The sequence below is a fragment of the Sphingobacterium daejeonense genome, from assembly GCF_901472535.1.
Lineage (GTDB): Bacteria > Bacteroidota > Bacteroidia > Sphingobacteriales > Sphingobacteriaceae > Sphingobacterium > Sphingobacterium daejeonense.
Genome location: NZ_LR590470.1, coordinates 2,779,537 through 2,796,499 on the forward strand (window position 1 = coordinate 2,779,537; position 16,963 = coordinate 2,796,499).

General features: G+C 34.3%; 19 protein-coding genes. 16 read left to right on the top strand and 3 right to left on the bottom strand.

The window, feature by feature from the left end; genetic code table 11:
* The first annotated feature begins 10 nt into the window (after window positions 1–10).
* Together FGL31_RS13500 and FGL31_RS13505 are read left to right on the top strand one after the other, a co-directional pair.
* The gene (locus FGL31_RS13500; RefSeq protein ID WP_138092169.1) at window positions 11–295 is read left to right on the top strand and encodes a hypothetical protein; all 285 of its coding nucleotides are present in this window, start codon (window positions 11–13) and stop codon (window positions 293–295) included.
* 20 nt (window positions 296–315) lie between these two features.
* On the top strand, window positions 316–633 hold the full coding sequence (locus tag FGL31_RS13505) for a hypothetical protein (protein ID WP_138092171.1): 318 nt from the start codon (window positions 316–318) through the stop codon (window positions 631–633).
* 258 nt (window positions 634–891) lie between these two features.
* On the opposite strand, the gene FGL31_RS13510 is transcribed toward FGL31_RS13505, so the two are convergent.
* Window positions 892–1,440, bottom strand: a complete 549-nt coding sequence (locus tag FGL31_RS13510) for a hypothetical protein (RefSeq protein WP_232046752.1) — start codon at window positions 1,438–1,440, stop codon at window positions 892–894.
* 399 nt (window positions 1,441–1,839) lie between these two features.
* Window positions 1,840–2,721 (bottom strand): ChbG/HpnK family deacetylase, encoded by an 882-nt coding sequence (locus tag FGL31_RS13515; RefSeq protein ID WP_138092175.1) that lies wholly within the window; start codon window positions 2,719–2,721, stop codon window positions 1,840–1,842.
* A 134-nt stretch (window positions 2,722–2,855) separates the two neighbouring features.
* Here FGL31_RS13515 and FGL31_RS13520 point away from each other — a divergent pair, with 134 nt between their 5' ends.
* The 14 genes from FGL31_RS13520 (at window position 2,856) to FGL31_RS13560 (ending at window position 14,514) form a co-directional block, all read left to right on the top strand.
* Complete coding sequence (locus tag FGL31_RS13520; RefSeq protein ID WP_138092177.1) at window positions 2,856–4,061, top strand: FecR family protein; 1,206 nt, start codon at window positions 2,856–2,858, stop codon at window positions 4,059–4,061.
* A gap of 56 nt (window positions 4,062–4,117) precedes the next feature.
* A complete protein-coding gene (locus FGL31_RS23655; protein ID WP_197734250.1) occupies window positions 4,118–5,329 on the top strand; it encodes a TonB-dependent receptor plug domain-containing protein in 1,212 nt (403 codons plus the stop codon).
* Between the two features lie 395 nt (window positions 5,330–5,724).
* Window positions 5,725–5,979: a hypothetical protein gene (locus tag FGL31_RS23660; RefSeq protein WP_197734251.1), complete on the top strand. Its 255-nt coding sequence runs from the start codon at window positions 5,725–5,727 to the stop codon at window positions 5,977–5,979.
* Window positions 5,927–6,547 (top strand): TonB-dependent receptor, encoded by a 621-nt coding sequence (locus tag FGL31_RS23665; protein WP_197734252.1) that lies wholly within the window; start codon window positions 5,927–5,929, stop codon window positions 6,545–6,547. The genes FGL31_RS23660 and FGL31_RS23665 overlap by 53 nt, the downstream gene beginning before the upstream one ends.
* Complete coding sequence (locus FGL31_RS23670; protein ID WP_197734253.1) at window positions 6,534–7,583, top strand: TonB-dependent receptor domain-containing protein; 1,050 nt, start codon at window positions 6,534–6,536, stop codon at window positions 7,581–7,583. Before FGL31_RS23665 ends, FGL31_RS23670 begins: the two co-directional genes overlap by 14 nt.
* 3 nt (window positions 7,584–7,586) lie before the next feature.
* Window positions 7,587–9,254 carry a RagB/SusD family nutrient uptake outer membrane protein gene (locus FGL31_RS13530; protein ID WP_138092179.1) on the top strand — a complete coding sequence of 556 codons (1,668 nt, stop codon included), beginning with the start codon at window positions 7,587–7,589 and terminating at the stop codon, window positions 9,252–9,254.
* Between the two features lie 2 nt (window positions 9,255–9,256).
* Window positions 9,257–9,700 (top strand): Gfo/Idh/MocA family protein, encoded by a 444-nt coding sequence (locus FGL31_RS23675; protein WP_197734254.1) that lies wholly within the window; start codon window positions 9,257–9,259, stop codon window positions 9,698–9,700.
* Entirely contained in the window at window positions 9,684–10,754 is a 1,071-nt protein-coding gene (locus FGL31_RS13535; RefSeq protein ID WP_197734255.1) for a Gfo/Idh/MocA family oxidoreductase, read from the top strand. The genes FGL31_RS23675 and FGL31_RS13535 overlap by 17 nt, the downstream gene beginning before the upstream one ends.
* A gap of 4 nt (window positions 10,755–10,758) precedes the next feature.
* Window positions 10,759–11,739, top strand: coding sequence for a Gfo/Idh/MocA family protein (locus tag FGL31_RS13540; RefSeq protein WP_138092181.1), 981 nt, complete (start codon window positions 10,759–10,761; stop codon window positions 11,737–11,739).
* 164 nt (window positions 11,740–11,903) lie between these two features.
* On the top strand, window positions 11,904–12,485 hold the full coding sequence (locus FGL31_RS13545) for an RNA polymerase sigma factor (RefSeq protein ID WP_138092183.1): 582 nt from the start codon (window positions 11,904–11,906) through the stop codon (window positions 12,483–12,485).
* A gap of 233 nt (window positions 12,486–12,718) precedes the next feature.
* Window positions 12,719–13,054 (top strand): alpha/beta fold hydrolase, encoded by a 336-nt coding sequence (locus tag FGL31_RS23680; RefSeq protein WP_197734256.1) that lies wholly within the window; start codon window positions 12,719–12,721, stop codon window positions 13,052–13,054.
* Window positions 13,055–13,464: 410 nt separating this feature from the next.
* Window positions 13,465–13,743 (top strand): RNA polymerase sigma factor, encoded by a 279-nt coding sequence (locus tag FGL31_RS25825; protein WP_232046753.1) that lies wholly within the window; start codon window positions 13,465–13,467, stop codon window positions 13,741–13,743.
* An 11-nt stretch (window positions 13,744–13,754) separates the two neighbouring features.
* Complete coding sequence (locus FGL31_RS25830) at window positions 13,755–13,955, top strand: RNA polymerase sigma factor (RefSeq protein WP_232046754.1); 201 nt, start codon at window positions 13,755–13,757, stop codon at window positions 13,953–13,955.
* Entirely contained in the window at window positions 13,927–14,514 is a 588-nt protein-coding gene (locus FGL31_RS13560) for a hypothetical protein (RefSeq protein ID WP_138092185.1), read from the top strand. The genes FGL31_RS25830 and FGL31_RS13560 overlap by 29 nt, the downstream gene beginning before the upstream one ends.
* 70 nt (window positions 14,515–14,584) lie before the next feature.
* Here the strand turns inward: FGL31_RS13560 and FGL31_RS13565 are convergent, their stop codons facing one another.
* Window positions 14,585–16,957, bottom strand: coding sequence for a GumC family protein (locus FGL31_RS13565; RefSeq protein ID WP_232046755.1), 2,373 nt, complete (start codon window positions 16,955–16,957; stop codon window positions 14,585–14,587).
* Window positions 16,958–16,963 lie beyond the last annotated feature (6 nt).

Sequence of the window (16,963 nt, forward strand, 5' to 3'; positions counted from 1 at the left end):
TTTACTTCCTATGAGTACGATCGTAAGCATTATTATTATCGCAGCAGTTATTATTGTGCTTATTTTTGCATGGTACAAGGAAAAACCTTCTCCATCAAGACCTGAGTTTTCAGAAACTGATTTTCCATTGATATTTAACGATAAGAGCATTTTAGTTGAAGGTCCAAATTACAATGAAATCAGAGAAGTATGCATTGAATTTTGCGAAAAATACAATGTTAAACAGTACAATGTGATAGTAAAATTAATCCGTTTAAATCCTACTTCAACATTATTGATTTTCCCTATGAAATAGATTTTCAACATTATTGCTATTTGGTCAACTACTTGAAATTCCCTATAGGGCAAAATTATTCTGCGGATGTGAAAGGTTGGCTTACCTCAAAAAAATTAGACGAGTGGATAGATAGCAGGTCAGTAAATAAAAAGATAATGGTTTACAATCACTCTGACATCAAATATGCTGACGGTGTTAATTATACCACTATGGACCAATTGGGATTCCGTATTAATTTTAATGAACCAGGCAAAGCTTCCGAATTAGAACAACCGGTCCAAAAATATGCTCCTTTTTCTTTAAAAATACAAGAATTGAATTTATCAAGGGGGGAAATAATAACGTCTAGAGATTAATAGTAATTCTGTCAGTTTATTTATAACATGGTATATTTTGTAGTCATTTTAGCCTGACATATAAATTTTAGAAATAATAAATTTAGGTGGGATTTTTTATTTTTTGTTGTTACTCAACAATAAAATGTTAAAATTTTGTTAAACACGAGGTTCAAATTTAATTCGGCATAGACATTGAATATACTTTATCAAATTTCATAATTTAGGTTAATAATTGGTTAGTTAAAACTCCTTAGGCTCCCCGCCTTAGGAGTTTTTTTATTTAGTAACTAAATTAAATTTTTTTGACAATCTCCTAAATTCAACCTTTTTAATTATCGGGAAGCCAAAATATCCTGCTGATAAATGTATATCTAAAGAGTCTGGGTGTATTTTATTAATTTTAAATTCTTTTGATAGACCAATTCTTTTATTAAATCCGTTTTCAAATTCCGCTTTAACTACAGTTGGGGCATCTAAATTATTTTCCGGATGCCAAATTTTGTTCACTTTACATTTTACTTTATAGGATGAAACCGTAGTATTGGAAGATCCTAAAAAGTAATTCAGACTCAAAAAGACAAAAGTTAAATATGATCCGGAAATAATAATGTTATAGAAAAGCGATTCAAGCTTGCCTACTCCTTTGAAGAATGTACTGTCCTTAAAAAGGATATATCCAAAAATTCCGATTGCAAATAAAAATGCAATAATTTGTAAGGGAACAAGAGTTTTTTCAAAAAGGAAATAGTTGAAAATATTAAGCAAGATTGCAGACAGAACAACTATGTCAATCATTGAGATTTTGACAGTTTTTAGAAATTTCATACCCCATTAATAAATGATTCTACAGGTGCAAATATATAATAATTTATTAATATAAAATTTACATGTAAATTTAATATTTTTTATATTAATGAAAATAAAAACCATCAATTTAAAAAATATTATTTATTTGACGCAATTTATTTTCTTAAAAAGAATTTTATAAATATCTTTGTAAAAGTAAGAGAGAAAATGAAAAAAAATAAATTAGGATGGAAGGAACATTTATAAAATTTAACAAACTATAAAATTCATGTTACTGGTATTTTTCTTTACTTTCATATTATTCTTTTCAACCATGGTTATATTAACCAATTTTTATTTAAGTAGAGAATTAGTTTTGATTCGCTATGTCTGTTGGATATGGCTGTCCGCAATTGCTTTATTTGCAATTTTAATTTTTTATGATTTTTCTTTAATTGATTTATAATCAATTGATTTAAAATCAATAAGTTCAATTCCGAGATTTAGAATTCTTTCTTTGATTTTTGGGTGGGTTAGCAATTTAGTTACCTCGCTTCTATCCTGCCTTACATTTCTGTAACCCTCATGTCCAACATGTTCCATTTCACTAACATCCTGTGCAGGATGTTCAACAAAAATATATACTTCTCCTGATTTTAGACTATCAAGACCATCTAAAAATGCTGATACTTTCGCATCAAAGTCTTTTTGCTTATTTAATTGTATGTTAGGAAACATTTTCAGTCCATAATCATAATCTTGAGGTAAATCGTATTCGATTGATAATTTGGCGAGCATATTTTTGACATCTTGGTGCATGTTTCCACATCCCATATGGGTTGAAATATGTGAAATCCTAGGAACTAGTTTTTTTGCCATCTCAATTTGTGCCCTAAATTCTTTTTCAATATCTTCTAATTTCCAATTATGCTCCAGTATTGCAGCATTCGGTACGTTTTGATTGGGATAAATAAATGAGTAGAAATAACCATTGTCATCGACCAAACTGGGTACTTCTGTTAAAGGGCGCCATTTAACATTTTCCCATTCGCTAGTAATCATCAAATGAACTCCAACATCAAGGTCCGGGAACTCTTCTAATAACTTAATTGCTTCTGGTGCCCATGGACAATTGATCATCAACTCCACTGAAGTTGTAATTCCATTTTTATAGGTTTCTATTATTGCATGATTTGCTGCACTAAATGATCCAATATCATCCGAACGAATTATAAGTTTTGGCGTCTCTTGCGCAAAAGACCGTTTCATTGCCAAGATTGATAGAATGAATATCATGTATAGAGTTAAATCTTTTATCATAAAATATTTTTTAGGAAAAAAAAGAGACCGAGACACCTACTAATCAATTGATTAACAAAATATAAAAATTATTTTAAAAAAACTAGCTAAGATATTTGTGAGTTTTCCGTATTCACTTATAGAAACTTAAATTCATGATAGTACAACCTGAAAACATTGCGCAACTTATAAAAAAGTTGTTTGACGGATCTATTTCTGAGAGTGAAAAACTCGAACTTCAAAATTGGATTGATGAAAATCCAAAAAGGAAAGCGTTTATCGAAGAATTGAATCAAAATGACCATTTGTTTGAGGAAGCACTAATATGGATAAAGCTAGAACACGAAGATAAAGATGGGTGGATTGAAAGATTATCAAATACAACATTTGATAAAATAGATAAATTAAAACAACCAAGATCAATTAACTATAAGAGAATTTTTAAGATTATTGGCACTGCAGCGGCTGTTATTTCAATTGGTTTCTTTCTCACCTATTTCATAATTAGAAATAATGAATTAAAATTCATTGAACAAAATCAAATTGCATTACAAAATATTCTTCCCGGGAAACATCAAGCCACATTAACATTACCATCGGGAGAAGAAATTGCGTTGAGTGAGCAAAATGATTTAATAGAAATTGATAATCAACAACTCATAAAGTACAGTAATGGAGAGATAATTTCTGATCTCAGAAACAAATTCCCTGAAAATTCTACCATTTCTGTAAAAGTACCAAGGGCAGGGCATTATAAAATAAAACTTTCGGAAGGATCTTTAATTTGGGTTAATTCAGAAAGCGAATTGATTATTCCTATCAAATTCAGTCATGACCGAGAATTGGCATTAAACGGTGAAGCTTTTTTTGATGTTCACACCCTATACAATAATGATCTCAAAACTCCATTTAAGGTTAAATCCAAGGGCCAACTGATTGAGGTTACTGGGACACAATTCAATGTCTACGCTTTTCCTGGTGAGCATATTAAAACGACTTTAGTTGAAGGGAAAGTGAATGTTCATACTCCAAAAACTACTATTTCGCTAAATCCTAATGAACAAAGTTATCTTTCAAACTCAGGGCTCCGTAAGTCTCAGGTTGATATAGGTCCGGAAGTAGCATGGAAAGACAATATGTTTTATTTTAATGAAACACCACTCAAAACTGCGATGACCCAACTTAGCAGGTGGTATGATTTAGAGATCCAATACCGAGGCGATGTTCCCGACACCTATTTCTATGGTGAGTTCAGCAGAGATCAACCTCTGAAAGATCTATTAAAGATTTTGGAGGAGGCTGATGTAAAATTTGAATTTGAAGCAAGAAATAATAAAAATTATCTAATTGTATTACCCTAAAAATCTTATCAAAAACAATAAAAAATAACCCAATTCTAATCGCTAAAAAAATCATTATGAACTACCTAAATGAAGGATTTGGCTTTCTAAAGCCATACAGAAAAACAAAGTGGATTAAGAAGAGAAGTTTGTTTGTTATCGCCATCATGCTTGTATTTAGTTTTCGACTATTTGCAACGACATTTGGTCAAACTATTTCCATCCACGTAAAGGATGTCCCATTAATTGATGTTATGAGGACCATCCAAAACCAAACAGGACATTCCTATTTTTTAAATGGACGAGAGCTTGCAAATCTTAAGGTCAGTGCAGCATTAAATAATGCAGACTTAAAAACAACCATGAGTTCCTTATTAAAAGGAAAACCTGCAAGCTGGTCAATGAAAGGCAAAACAATAGTTATAAAGAAAAAGAATTCTAGTAATTCTTCGCTTGAAAATAGTGGAAATAGTTCCTCAAATGAATTAAGCCAACAACAAATATCAGGTAAGGTTACTGACGACCAAGGTAATCCTTTACGAGGGGTAACCGTAAAAGTCGTTGGAAGTAGCGCTGCGACCTCAACAAATGAAAATGGTGAATTCCAACTTAATGTTCCTACTGAAGCAACAACACTGAGTTTTTCATTATTAGGATTTCAAGTATTGGAAGTTCCTTTAAATGGTCAAAACACGGTTAATGTAAGCTTAATGGAAGGCGAGAATGATTTGGAAGAGGTTGTGGTAGTTGGATATGGTACACAGTTAAAAAGAGATTTAACTGGTGCAGTATCAAAGGTTGATGGGGAGGCATTAAAAAATATGCCTATTAGAAATGCTACGGAAGGTTTACAAGGGCAGACTTCTGGGGTTCAAGTTACCTCGACTGGTGGAAGTCCTGGTACACCACCTGCTGTGAGGATCCGTGGAATCGGAACTGTCAATGATAATAATCCATTATATGTCGTTGATGGATTACCTCAAAGCGACATTGGCTGGTTAAATCCAAATGATATTGTGAGCATGGAGGTCTTGAAAGACGCGTCAGCTACTGCTATATATGGTTCAAGGGCAGCAAACGGCGTCATTATGGTTACAACAGCTAAAGGAGCCCAAAGAAGTAACGAGCTTAGTAATCTAATATCATTTGACAGTTATTTAGGTTTTCAGAATCCAATAAAAACCTATGATATGATGAATGCCAAAGAATTTATGGAATACAAGAATCTTGCAAATATAAACGCTGGATTAAATCCATATTCTCTGATCAAGATAAAGCTGATGTTTTAAAATTCCTGAAATCAAATACTGGATCAGAAGAGGGTACCAATTGGTGGAAAGAAATAAATAATAAAGATGCTTTAGTCCAAAATTATGATATAGCAATTTCTGGTGGTATCAAAGACCTGGCCTATAGAACAAGTTTCAACTATATGGACCAAGAAGGTATTATTAGCGGCTCTGATTATGACCGGATGTCATGGAGGACAAATTTCAACCATAATCTACGTGAATGGATTTCCTTATCAGGGAATTTTGGATTAATAAATGAAGCTCGAGGTAATGTTTTGGAGGGAAGTCCTGGTTTTAAACACTGCTTTTATATCATTTGTAGCTGATCCTATTTCACAAGTTTATAGAAATGACTTAAAAGATATCCCGGAATTTTTAAAAGATGGTTTTTTTTGGATAGAATAGACCCGAACAATCCATGGTCAATGTATGGTCCAATACTAATGACTAACAAAGAAAATCCTGTTGCCCAAACAGATATTTACAAAAATAACCGCTGGAAAGGCATTGCAATTAAGGCTGGCGGAGCTGTAGATATCAAAATCATGCCATGGTTAAAGTACAGAAGTAGTTTAGGGATTGACATGGGACGAGGTGTTTCAAATTATTTCTATCCTAAAATACTATTTAAATGGAAATCAATTTAACAATGATGCCACTGTTGGTGCTTCTAATTCTTTAAACAACTATTATGTATTTGAAAACACATTAACTTTTGAAAAAGAAATAGAGGATCACAAAATGTCGTTGATGGTTGGTACTTCAGCTGAACAATGGAAAGGAGAATCATCAGGTGCTTCTAAACAGGGCCTTGTTTCCAACGATCCTAGTCAATGGATAATCAATGCAGGATCAATAAATCCACAAGCATCTGGCTCAAAGTGGGAAAATGCTTTGAATTCTTATTTTGGAAGAGCATTCTATTCTTATAAAAACCGATACATGGTAACTGCCAATCTTCGTTACGATGGATCATCAAACTTTGGGGATGGCAAAAAGTGGGGTACCTTTCCTTCCGTATCTGCGGGTTGGAATTTTTCAGAAGAAGACTTCATGGAGACAGCACATTGGTTAGATGCTGGTAAATTAAGATTAAGCTGGGGTATGATCGGGAATCAAAATATTGGTTCTGGGGCATATTTAACCACCTATTCCGGAAATATGGGATATTATCTCTTTGGACCAAGGAATCCACAACTAATTGGGGGGAAGTAACTACATTGGAAATCCGCTGATTCAATGGGAACAGACAGAGCAATTGGATATTGGTCTTGAATTAGCTTTTCTTCAAAATAAATTACATTTCAATTTTGATTATTACAAAAAGACTACGGATGGCATGTTGTTGAATGTTCCTTTGCCAGCCTATCTCGGATTTCCAAACAGTCCTTGGTCAAATGCTGGAGGGGTTCAAAACTCAGGTCTTGAATTTGACTTATCCTATAAGGATAAAGTTGGAGAATTTGGCTATACGATCGCAGCAAATGCCTCAACTGTCAAGAATAAAGTATTGAGCTTAGGCGGCGGTGAGCCGATTACAGGTGGTGGTTGGATTTCTTATACTACGACCATGACGGAAGAAGGAAAACCAATTGGATATTATTATGGGTTCAAGACTGATGGAATATTTCAAAGTCAAGCAGAGGTTGACAGTTATGTTCAAGAAGGTGCGAGACCAGGTGACTTGAGGTTTGTAGATTTTAACAATGATGGTATCATCAACAATTTGGACCGTACAGATATTGGTGATCCATTTCCTGATTTAACTTATGGTTTCAGATTAGGTGCTGATTACAAAGGATTTGATCTACAGGTATTGGGTCAGGGTACGATTGGAAATGATATCATGAACATAGCGAAGATTGACATGAAATCTGGCGTGGGCTGGTATAATGCACCAAAGGAATTGATGAATGAGGCTTGGTCTCCAACAAATCCAAGTAACACTCAATTTAAGATCAGTGCTGCAAATCAAAACAACTTACAGATTTCAGATTGGTTAGTCGAGGATGGTTCTTATCTAAGAATAAAGAGCATCCAATTAGGTTATACCCTACCTTCTACCCTTTTTAACAAAGCTCGAATTGATAGGTTAAGAATATGGGCAGGCGCTTATAACCTATTTACTTTCACAAATTACAGTGGATTAGATCCAGAAATTGGAAGTGGTTCACCGCTGAATATGGGAGTTGATCAAGGATATTATCCAATTGCTAAATCATATATGTTTGGTGTTAATTTTAGCTTTTAAGTCATGAAAAGAAAATATATTAAAATTTTAGTTCTGTCGGCTTTATTAATTCCGATAGGCTGTAAAAAAGATTATTTAACCAGGGATCCATATGGTATCCTAAATCAAAGTGAATATTTTAAGACAGATGGTGCCGGCATGAAACTGTTAACAAGTTGTTACCAACCGATGACAGATTCATGGGGCTATACGGTAAATAAAGTAGCCATTGGAGATGAGGTGGTTGATAATGCCGGAGCGGGCGGTTCTGATCCTGGTGATAGACCTCAGACAACAGAAGTCGGAAGAGGAAGACCATTAGCATCCAATGCTTTATTGTTTGAAACATGGGCCAACCGATTCAAAGGTATAGGGAATTGTAATATTGCTTTGGATGGATTTGAAAAACAGGGAGCAAATCTTATCCAGGATGGTAAACCGGTATCTGCAGAAACAGTAAAACGCTTTATTGCAGAGGTAAAATTCTTGAGAGCATGGTATTATTTTGACTTGATAACTGTATTTAAGGAAGTTCCGTTAGTTATTCAGATTGAAGATCCTTCCACAAGGAAAGAAAAAGCACCATTATCAGAACTAAGAACACAAGTTTACAAAGACCTAGATGAAGCAATTGCAGAAAGCAATTTGCCTAGGAGTTCAGCATTAACGAGTGCAGAAGCAGGAAGAGTAAGCAAAGACGCTGCATTGGCACTTAAAGCTAGAGCTGCATTATTCTTTGCTGGTTTAATGGAACAAAATATACTCACTGGCGATGCTAAAGCGGAATATACTTTAGCAAAAAACGCGGCTGGAGAAGTAGTTAAAAGCGGTGGTTTAAGTTTATTGCCTGATTTTCAAGATCTCTTCAGAGGAGATTATCAGATAGGTCCATTTTCTAAGGAAAATATCCTAGGTGTTATGCGAAAATATGACCCTGCATTTGGATTAGGTGGTGATGCCTTTGCCATTATGAATGTTGGTCGTAATAACGTTGGCGGCTGGGGCGGTAATACACCTACCAAAGATCTTGCGGCTTCGTTTGATCCTGCAGATCCACGTAAAATGTTCACTATAATTAGTCACAATGATATCTTCAAGACCAGTACAGGAGGTCAAGAGGTGCATAATTACCGAGGTTATTTTAATGATTTTGATCTACAACAGAGTCGCAAGGCATTTGTCCCTCAACAATATCGTCAGAACAATGATTTGCAGCGAAGTAATTGGCAACCCTATTGGATAAGATATGCTGAGGTGTTGTTAGTTTATGCGGAATCAATTATTAAATCAGGAGGTAGTGCTGCTGAAGCATTGCCTTATATCAACCAGGTTAGAAAACGAGCTTTTGTCACTACATCAAAAGTTGATGAACCAGCTGTATATCGTTTATTTGGACAGGGATTGAAGCCAATTTCAGAAGCAGAATTCAACACCACATATGCAGTCAAAGCTACAGATAACGTATTAGAAGCTATTAAGAAAGAGCGCAGAAATGAATTGGCTCTGGAAGGATTCAGGTTGTATGATTTAATCCGTTGGGGATCATATCCTACCACGATGAAAGCATTTTTTACCAAATATGGATTTGCAGATAAAGGCAGGGATGCAAGTGATAAAAGTTGGCCATTCCCAATTCCTCAAATAGAAATCGACCGTTCAAATGGTGCATTAGTTCAAAACTCAAATTATTAATTATGGACAGAAGAAAATTTTTAAAAAATAGTGCTACGGTAGCAGGATTTACAATAGTTTCAAGCAATGTACTTGGAAAAACTTTAGGATATGTTGCACCAAGTGATAAACTCAACATTGCAGGAATTGGTGTTGGTGGTATGGGAAGACGCAATCTTTCTAATATGAACACTGAAAACATTGTCGCCTTATGTGATGTTGACTGGAAGTATGCTCAAAAAACATTTGATGATTATCCGAAAGCGAAGAAATTCAAAGACTGGAGAGAAATGTTTGATAAGATGGGCAAATCTATTGATGCTGTTATGGTTGCTACGCCAGATCACACCCATGCAGTAGTATCGGCACATGCAATGACTTTGGGCAAGCATTGCTATACTCAAAAGCCTTTAACACATTCCGTTTATGAATCTCGTTTATTAACAAACCTTGCAAAAAAAACATAAAGTTGCTACTCAAATGGGGAATCAGGGCAACTCGTTTGATTGGTGTCGACAGATTGCAGAATGGATTCAATCTGATGCAATTGGCGAGGTCTATGAAGTCCATTGCTGGACTGATAGGCCTATTTGGCCACAAGGGTTAATGAAACCAAAAGAAGGCATGCCAATTCCTGAAACTCTGGATTGGGATTTGTTTATTGGTCCTGCGGAAAACAGGCCGTATAATAGTGTTTACACGCCATGGAATTGGCGTGGTTGGTGGGATTTTGGAACAGGTGCTTTAGGAGATATGGCTTGCCACATCATGGATCCTATATATTGGGCCTTAGACTTAAAATATCCTACAAAGGTAAATGGTTCCTCCACGCTAAGCAATCTTTATTCACCTCCACATGCTCAGATGGTTCAATATACATTTCCTGCTCGTGAGAAAAAAGGCCAGGTAAATATGCCAGAAGTAAAAGTTTATTGGTACGATGGAGGACTATTACCTGAAAGACCTGCCGAACTAGCTCCTGGTCAGATGATGGGTGATTCCAATGGAGGAATAATTTTCGTAGGCAAGAAAGGTAAAATCATGACTGGATGTTATGGTATGAATCCTACCCTACTACCTGTCACAGAGATGGATCATTTTACCCAACCGACGCCTTGGATTCCGAGAGTACCGGGAGGAAATGGTGATATCTGGAACACAAATGCCCATGAACAAGATTGGATCAGAGCAGCAAAAGAATCATCAAGAAACAGAAAAGAAGCGAGTTCGAATTTTGGGTTTTCTGGACCTTTTAATGAAATGGTCGTGATGGGAGTTCTTGCGGTAAGACTACAGGGTCTTTACAGAGATTTATTGTGGGATGGAGAAAACATGCAATTCACCAATATCAATGATTCAGATATTCTAAAAATAGTTTCGGTAGACGAGTTCAGTGTGATTGATGGAGATCCAAGATTTAACAGACAATTTGTGGAATTAAATGCTAAAGAGGCTGCAAATGAATGGATAAAACATACATATCACAATGGATTCAGCCTGCCTGAAATGCCAAAAGTTTAATATTATGAAAAAAACAAATAGAAGAGAATTCATTCAGAATTTGGGCATAGTTGGGGTTACTACGGCAGCCCTATCTGTAAATTCATTGCCTTTATTTGCAGAACAGTCTTTCAAAAAAATTGGCATCATTGGTTTGGATACATCTCATAGTGAAATGTTTACCAAAGATATTAATGAAGGAAGTTTGAAAGATAGAGGCTATCGTGTAATTGCTGCCTATCCACATGGAAGTAAAGATATCCCTTCAGCTTTAGGCATGAAACAAGGAATAATCGACGCTGTGCAAAAAATGGGGGTTGAAATAGTTGATTCAATAGATCAATTATTAAAGAAGGTTGATTTTATTTTGTTAGAATCAAATGATGGCAGAGTCCATTTAGAACAGGCTACCAAGGTAATAAACGCTAAAAAACCTTTATTTATAGATAAGCCAATGGCTGAGAATTTAGATAAAGTAAAAGAAATATTTGAATTGGCAGCTAAAAAGAATGTACCCTTATTTTCCTCTTCTTCATTACGGTATGACCAACTTGTTAGAGAAGTAAAAGGTGGTAAGATCGGAAAGGTTCTTGGCGCTGATGTATATACCCCAGCCGAAATTGAACCAAACCATATTGACCAGGCTTGGTATATGATTCATGGTATCGAAATGTTGTTTACAGTAATGGGGACAGGTTGTAAAGAAGTATTTAGAGCTTATCATCCCGATTTCGAACAGGTTGTTGGAATATGGAAAGATGGGCGAATAGGATCTGTACGGGGGATTAGAAAAGGTGCATCTAATATTGCTGGTATTGCTTTTGGAGAAACTGAAATCTCCCAATTAGGACCTTTTGCTAGTTATGGACCTTTAGTTGCTGAAATCCTAACATTTTTTGATACTGGTAAACCACCGGTACCTCCTGAAGAAACAATTGAAATTTTCCAATTTATGGAAGCTGCCCAAAGAAGTAAGGCTTCAAAACAAGTTGAGAATTTAATTTAAGGATTCTTATTACAAAACTAAGCTATATCTCTATAATCAGACCGATATAGCTCTAGTTTTTTAAATACTAGGTAATATGGATTATAACTTTTAAATTTATATTTCAATAACACAGTTAAACTTAAACCATAAACCAAATAGTGAATTCGCTCAATCCACATTTAATGGCCTTAATTTCTGGACACGAGGATGGACTAAATCATTATATCAAAATCCATGGCTCTGCTCTTCGATACTTTGCTTTCCGCATAGTAAAGGATAAGTTATTGGCTGAAGAAATTGTTTCAGATTCATTTGTAAAGTTATGGTTGGGTAGAGATAAAATTTCTACAGAAGCCAATATTAAAGCTTTTCTATATATTTCAACAAAAAATGCCTGTCTGGATCAAGCTAATCTAATTCGTAATAAATATGTTCATGATGACGAATTTTTAGATGAATTAATTTGCCCTAATGAAGATATACTTACTAAAATGATCCAAATCGAACTTATAAAGCTAATTGTAGAAGAAGTTAATAAACTTCCAAAGCAGCAAGCGGAAATTGTTCGTATGACATATTTTGAGCAGAAAGAAACTGATGAGATTTCTAAAGAATTAGGGATCACAGCCAACAGCATTTACTTTGCTAGATCAAAAGCCTTAGCTACTTTAAAGAAGACTTTTGGATTTAAAAGAAATCCAAATATTCAAGAATTGACCTTTATCATGTTCTTATTATCAAATTTTATTGCTGAAAAGCATTAATCTCAAAATAATATTTACCCACTGTAAATCAACACATTATATCCCCAACAGATTACTTAACAGATTTATTCAAAAAAATCTGTAACATTTTATTCGAGTTTGTATCTAAAGGAAACACAAAACATAATTTCTTATGAACTTGAAAAACATTATACTAACAATTGTGGCTATAATAGCGATGGTTTCTTCATCAAAATCACAAACATCAGAATTTCCTTTTAAAGTCGATAAAATTGGTCAGGGCAAAAAGAATATTTATATTCATTCCTGGATTTGCATCATCTGGAGAGGTATGGAATGAAACTCAAAAAGAATTAGGCAATGATTACACGAGTTATATTTTAACGATGCCCGGATTTGCCGGTGTCCCTGCTCAAGCCAATCCAACCTTTAAAGGGTGGAGAGATCTAATCATTGAATTTATCAAAAATGAAAACATAAGTAATCCTATAATAATTGGTCATAGTTTAGGTGGAGTAATGGCAATGGATATTGCAGCTACTTCACCAGATATAATTAGTAAAATAATTGTGGTTGATGCAGTTCCGTGTTTGGTAGCCCCTAAATAATCCAGCATTTAAATCAAATCCAAATATTGACTGCTCTCAAATGGTAGAGCAATTTAAAAATATAACTGATGCACAATTTTTAGCAATGCAAAAACAAGGTGTAGCGTCAATGGTTTCAGATTCAGCAAAACAAAATTTAGTTCTTGACTAGACATTAAAATCAGATAGATCCACTTTTGCTAAAATATATTGCGACTTCAGCAATATTGACGTCCGAGAAGATATAAAGAAAATTACTTGTCCTGCATTAATTCTTTTAAATAGCGGTTTCTCCCATATTAAACCGATGATAGAACAACAATACTCGAGTTTAAAACCGCAGATATTCAATATGCTTATCAAGCTTACATTTTTATTATGTTCGATTCGAAAGATTGGTATATGCAACAATTACTTAACTTCATTAAATAATGGAGTTTAATGAGCTATATGAAATCTATTGGGACAAAATCTTCCGCTTGTGTATGGGGTATGTGAATGACTCCGACCAAGCGAAAGATTTAGCTCAAGAAACATTCATAACCGTTTGGGAAAAGCTTTCTACTTTCAGAAATGAAGCAAATATTGGGACTTGGATTTTTAGGATAGCTACCAATACATGTCTTAGCCAAATCAAATACAACAAAAAAATATATACTGAAGAACTGGAGCGACAATCTAGTAGAAATAAAGGAGGAAACTCTCGATGAGGAAATAAAAAATGCTATACCACTTCATATCAGAATTTCCGGAGTTAGATAGAATTATTATATCATTGGAACTAGAAGGAATAAAACAAAGTGAGATTTCCAAAATTGTTGGTTTATCTGATAGTAATGTTAGAGTGAAAATTCACAGGATTAAAGAAAAATTAACCGAAAAATTTAAGAATCATGGAAAGAAACGAATTGGATCTATCTAGAATCTGGAAAAAGCAACCTACAAAATCTTCTGATTACGATGATTTAATCAATCGTATTCATTCTTATAAAAAGGCCTCAAATAAGAAAAAAGTTATTTCTAATATTAGTTTAACAATAACGGCATTGGTAATAATTTCAATTTGGGTTCTCTACAAAGCAGATACCGTATTTCCGAAAATCGGAATGTCCTTAATAATTGCAGCTATATCAATTTCACTCTTTAAGTTCAACCAATTTTATAAATCGTTTAATGAATTAGATAAGAGTATTGATAGTAAAGGATACTTGGATGCTTTAATTGCTATTCAGAAAAAGCAGAAAGATATACAAAGAAATTTCATCAACATTTATTTTATCCTTCTGAGCTTAGGGCTTCTATTTTACATGTACGAATTTAGTTTGAAAATGAATACCAAAACAGCAGTAATTGCCTATGTGCTGACTTTTGGATGGGTTGCTTTCGTTTGGTTGTATCTAAAGCCTAAGGTCGCTAAGAAGCAAAATGAAAAATTAGAGAAATTTATAGATTCCATTGAAAAGATCCACAAAAACACATAAAAAAGCGCCTTGCAAAATATTTTGCAAGGCGCTTTTATTTATTAGTGAGGGTTAATTTCTTCCAAATAATTTAGAGAAGAAACCTTTTTTTCTTTTGTGCTCCATATCCGTAGCCATATCCGTATCCATAACCTCCATATCCGTATCCATAACTACCATATGCACTATTTCCAAATTTGACACCATTTAAGACGATAGCCATATTTGTAAGTGAACCAGAATCGTAAATTTTCTGAATTTCTGGTAACTGACGTCTATCCATTTTTCCTGCACGAACAACAAAAATAGTGACATCTGTAATTCTGTTTACAATATCAGCATCAGCAACAATTCCCAAAGGAACATTATCAACGATAATATAGTCATATCTTTCCTTAAGTTCAGCAATCAGATTATCCAATCTTTCACTCAACAATAATTCAACAGGGTTAGGTGCAATTACACCAATAGGAATAATATCAATATCAGCGTCTACCCTATCCTTGTAAATAATCTCATCTATAGTTACTGCACTATCAGATAAATAATGAGTCACACCAATAGGCATTGGGAATTTAGTAATATTACTCAGCGTACCTTTTCTTAAATCTAAATCCACCAATACAACTTTCTTCTTAAGGAAAGTCATACTCACTCCTAAATTAATAACCGAGAATGTCTTTCCAGCTCCAACATTAAATGAGGTAAAAGTGATAACCTTTTGAGATTTATCTCCAGAAGACATGAAGCTTAGGTTGGTTCTGAAAATTCTAAAAGCTTCAGTAACTTCATCCACGCCCTGTTCTTTTATAACAATTTCACTTTTTGCGCTTTTCATCTCTGTCGAGAATGGAATCTCTCCAACGAAAGGAACACTAATTGCATCTTCAACATCTTTACGATTTCTAACTTTCGTATTTAGTAACAACATCAAAAGCAAGATAGCGGCAGGAACTGCAATACCAATTGCAACACCTAAAGCGATTTTTTTGAATTTACTAGGATAGAAAGGCAAATCAGAACCTGATGCAGAATCGATAACACGGATATTATCATCTGTCATTTCCCTGTTGATGGCGTTTTCTTCACGTTTGTTCAACAAGAAAATATAAAGTTCTTCGATTACTTTTTGTTGACGCTCAGCGGACAACATAATCCTTTGTTTTGAAGGCAAACTACGAGCTTTACCGATTGCCGCATTTTCTTCATCTCTCAAATTGCTCATTCTGATTCTTAAACCAGAAATTACATTGTCGATAGCACGAGCGATATTCTGTCTAACCTGAGTCAACGCATTATTCAGGTCCTGAACAATAGGGTTTTCAGAACTATTACCGCTCATTAACCTATTTCTTCTTAATAATAACGTGTTGTATTCAGCAATGATTTCTTCAATACTACCATCGACCAAACCAGTATTACTAGGAATTAAATCATCTACCCTACTTGGATCACTCAGTCTTTGACGCATGATCTCCACCAATTTCATTTGAGTACCTAATTCTTTGCTTGAACTTTGATATCCTCTAGACTCTGTCCAGTATTGTTCTCCAGCAGATTTAACATCAAGACCTTGGTTTTGAGTCTTCATACCTTCAAGATCTGATTCAACACTACTCAATTCCTTTTCAATAATTACTAACCTGTCATTGATGAAATTTGCAGTATTGTTGGCAATTTTCTTCTTGTCCTGAACTGTCATTTCATTGTAGACCTCAATTAATTTTGAGATCATCTCCTCTGCCCTCATCGGAGAACTATCTTCCATGGTCATTTGAAGAACTTCCACATCCTCCATTTGGGTTATCTTTAAATTCCCAAGGAAATAACCAACCATGGCATTGATTGGAGTTTTGGTGATTGTAATATCTTCTGTTAAATTAACCCTGTACTTTTTATCTGGATTTGCAGAAATTATAACATTCCCAACAGGAGTTTTGGTTTCAGCATTTAATTTAACGATTATAGGTTTAGCCAGCTCATCATTCGAAAACATTGATAATTCGACCTGATTATTACCTTTATATTTTAAATTAAATGAAAAGCCTGCACTAGAAGGAACATTTATAAATCTAACGATGAATGGTGAAGTTTTATAAAGTTCGACACTTCTTAATCCATCTTTTCGACCATAACTAACATCAGCATTTAATAAACTTATGGTATTGCGCATAAGTTCTTGAGATCTCAATTGTAAAATCTCACTATTAACATTAACAAAATTATAAAAGTTATTTGGTCTTGTAATTCTTGAAGCACTAATGGAATTATTAGCGGTTTTGATCATTACAGTTTGATCTTTCTTATATAGAAAAGGAGTTTTGCTGTATTGATAGTAATAATATCCACCAAAAAGTAGAATAGATAATAAGAACCATTTCCAGTTAGACAAAAAATATCTTAAGATATCCAATACATGTAGGGATTGGTCTTGTTTTCCTTTTCCTTGAAAAGGTTTACTCATTGAATG

Excerpts from the sequence above, each read along its gene's own strand:
- FGL31_RS13545 (WP_138092183.1), top strand. The coding sequence starts at position 11,904 with ATGGCCTTAATTTCTGGACACGAGGATGGACTAAATCATTATATCAAA.
- FGL31_RS23655 (WP_197734250.1), top strand. The coding sequence starts at position 4,118 with ATGAACTACCTAAATGAAGGATTTGGCTTTCTAAAGCCATACAGAAAA.
- FGL31_RS13540 (WP_138092181.1), top strand. The coding sequence starts at position 10,759 with ATGAAAAAAACAAATAGAAGAGAATTCATTCAGAATTTGGGCATAGTT.
- FGL31_RS13510 (WP_232046752.1), bottom strand. The coding sequence starts at position 1,440 with ATGAAATTTCTAAAAACTGTCAAAATCTCAATGATTGACATAGTTGTT.
- FGL31_RS13565 (WP_232046755.1), bottom strand. The coding sequence starts at position 16,957 with ATGAGTAAACCTTTTCAAGGAAAAGGAAAACAAGACCAATCCCTACAT.
- FGL31_RS13560 (WP_138092185.1), top strand. The coding sequence starts at position 13,927 with ATGGAAAGAAACGAATTGGATCTATCTAGAATCTGGAAAAAGCAACCT.
- FGL31_RS13520 (WP_138092177.1), top strand. The coding sequence starts at position 2,856 with ATGATAGTACAACCTGAAAACATTGCGCAACTTATAAAAAAGTTGTTT.
- FGL31_RS13500 (WP_138092169.1), top strand. The coding sequence starts at position 11 with ATGAGTACGATCGTAAGCATTATTATTATCGCAGCAGTTATTATTGTG.
- FGL31_RS13515 (WP_138092175.1), bottom strand. The coding sequence starts at position 2,721 with ATGATAAAAGATTTAACTCTATACATGATATTCATTCTATCAATCTTG.
- FGL31_RS23675 (WP_197734254.1), top strand. The coding sequence starts at position 9,257 with ATGGACAGAAGAAAATTTTTAAAAAATAGTGCTACGGTAGCAGGATTT.
- FGL31_RS25830 (WP_232046754.1), top strand. The coding sequence starts at position 13,755 with ATGCTATACCACTTCATATCAGAATTTCCGGAGTTAGATAGAATTATT.
- FGL31_RS25825 (WP_232046753.1), top strand. The coding sequence starts at position 13,465 with ATGGAGTTTAATGAGCTATATGAAATCTATTGGGACAAAATCTTCCGC.
- FGL31_RS13530 (WP_138092179.1), top strand. The coding sequence starts at position 7,587 with ATGAAAAGAAAATATATTAAAATTTTAGTTCTGTCGGCTTTATTAATT.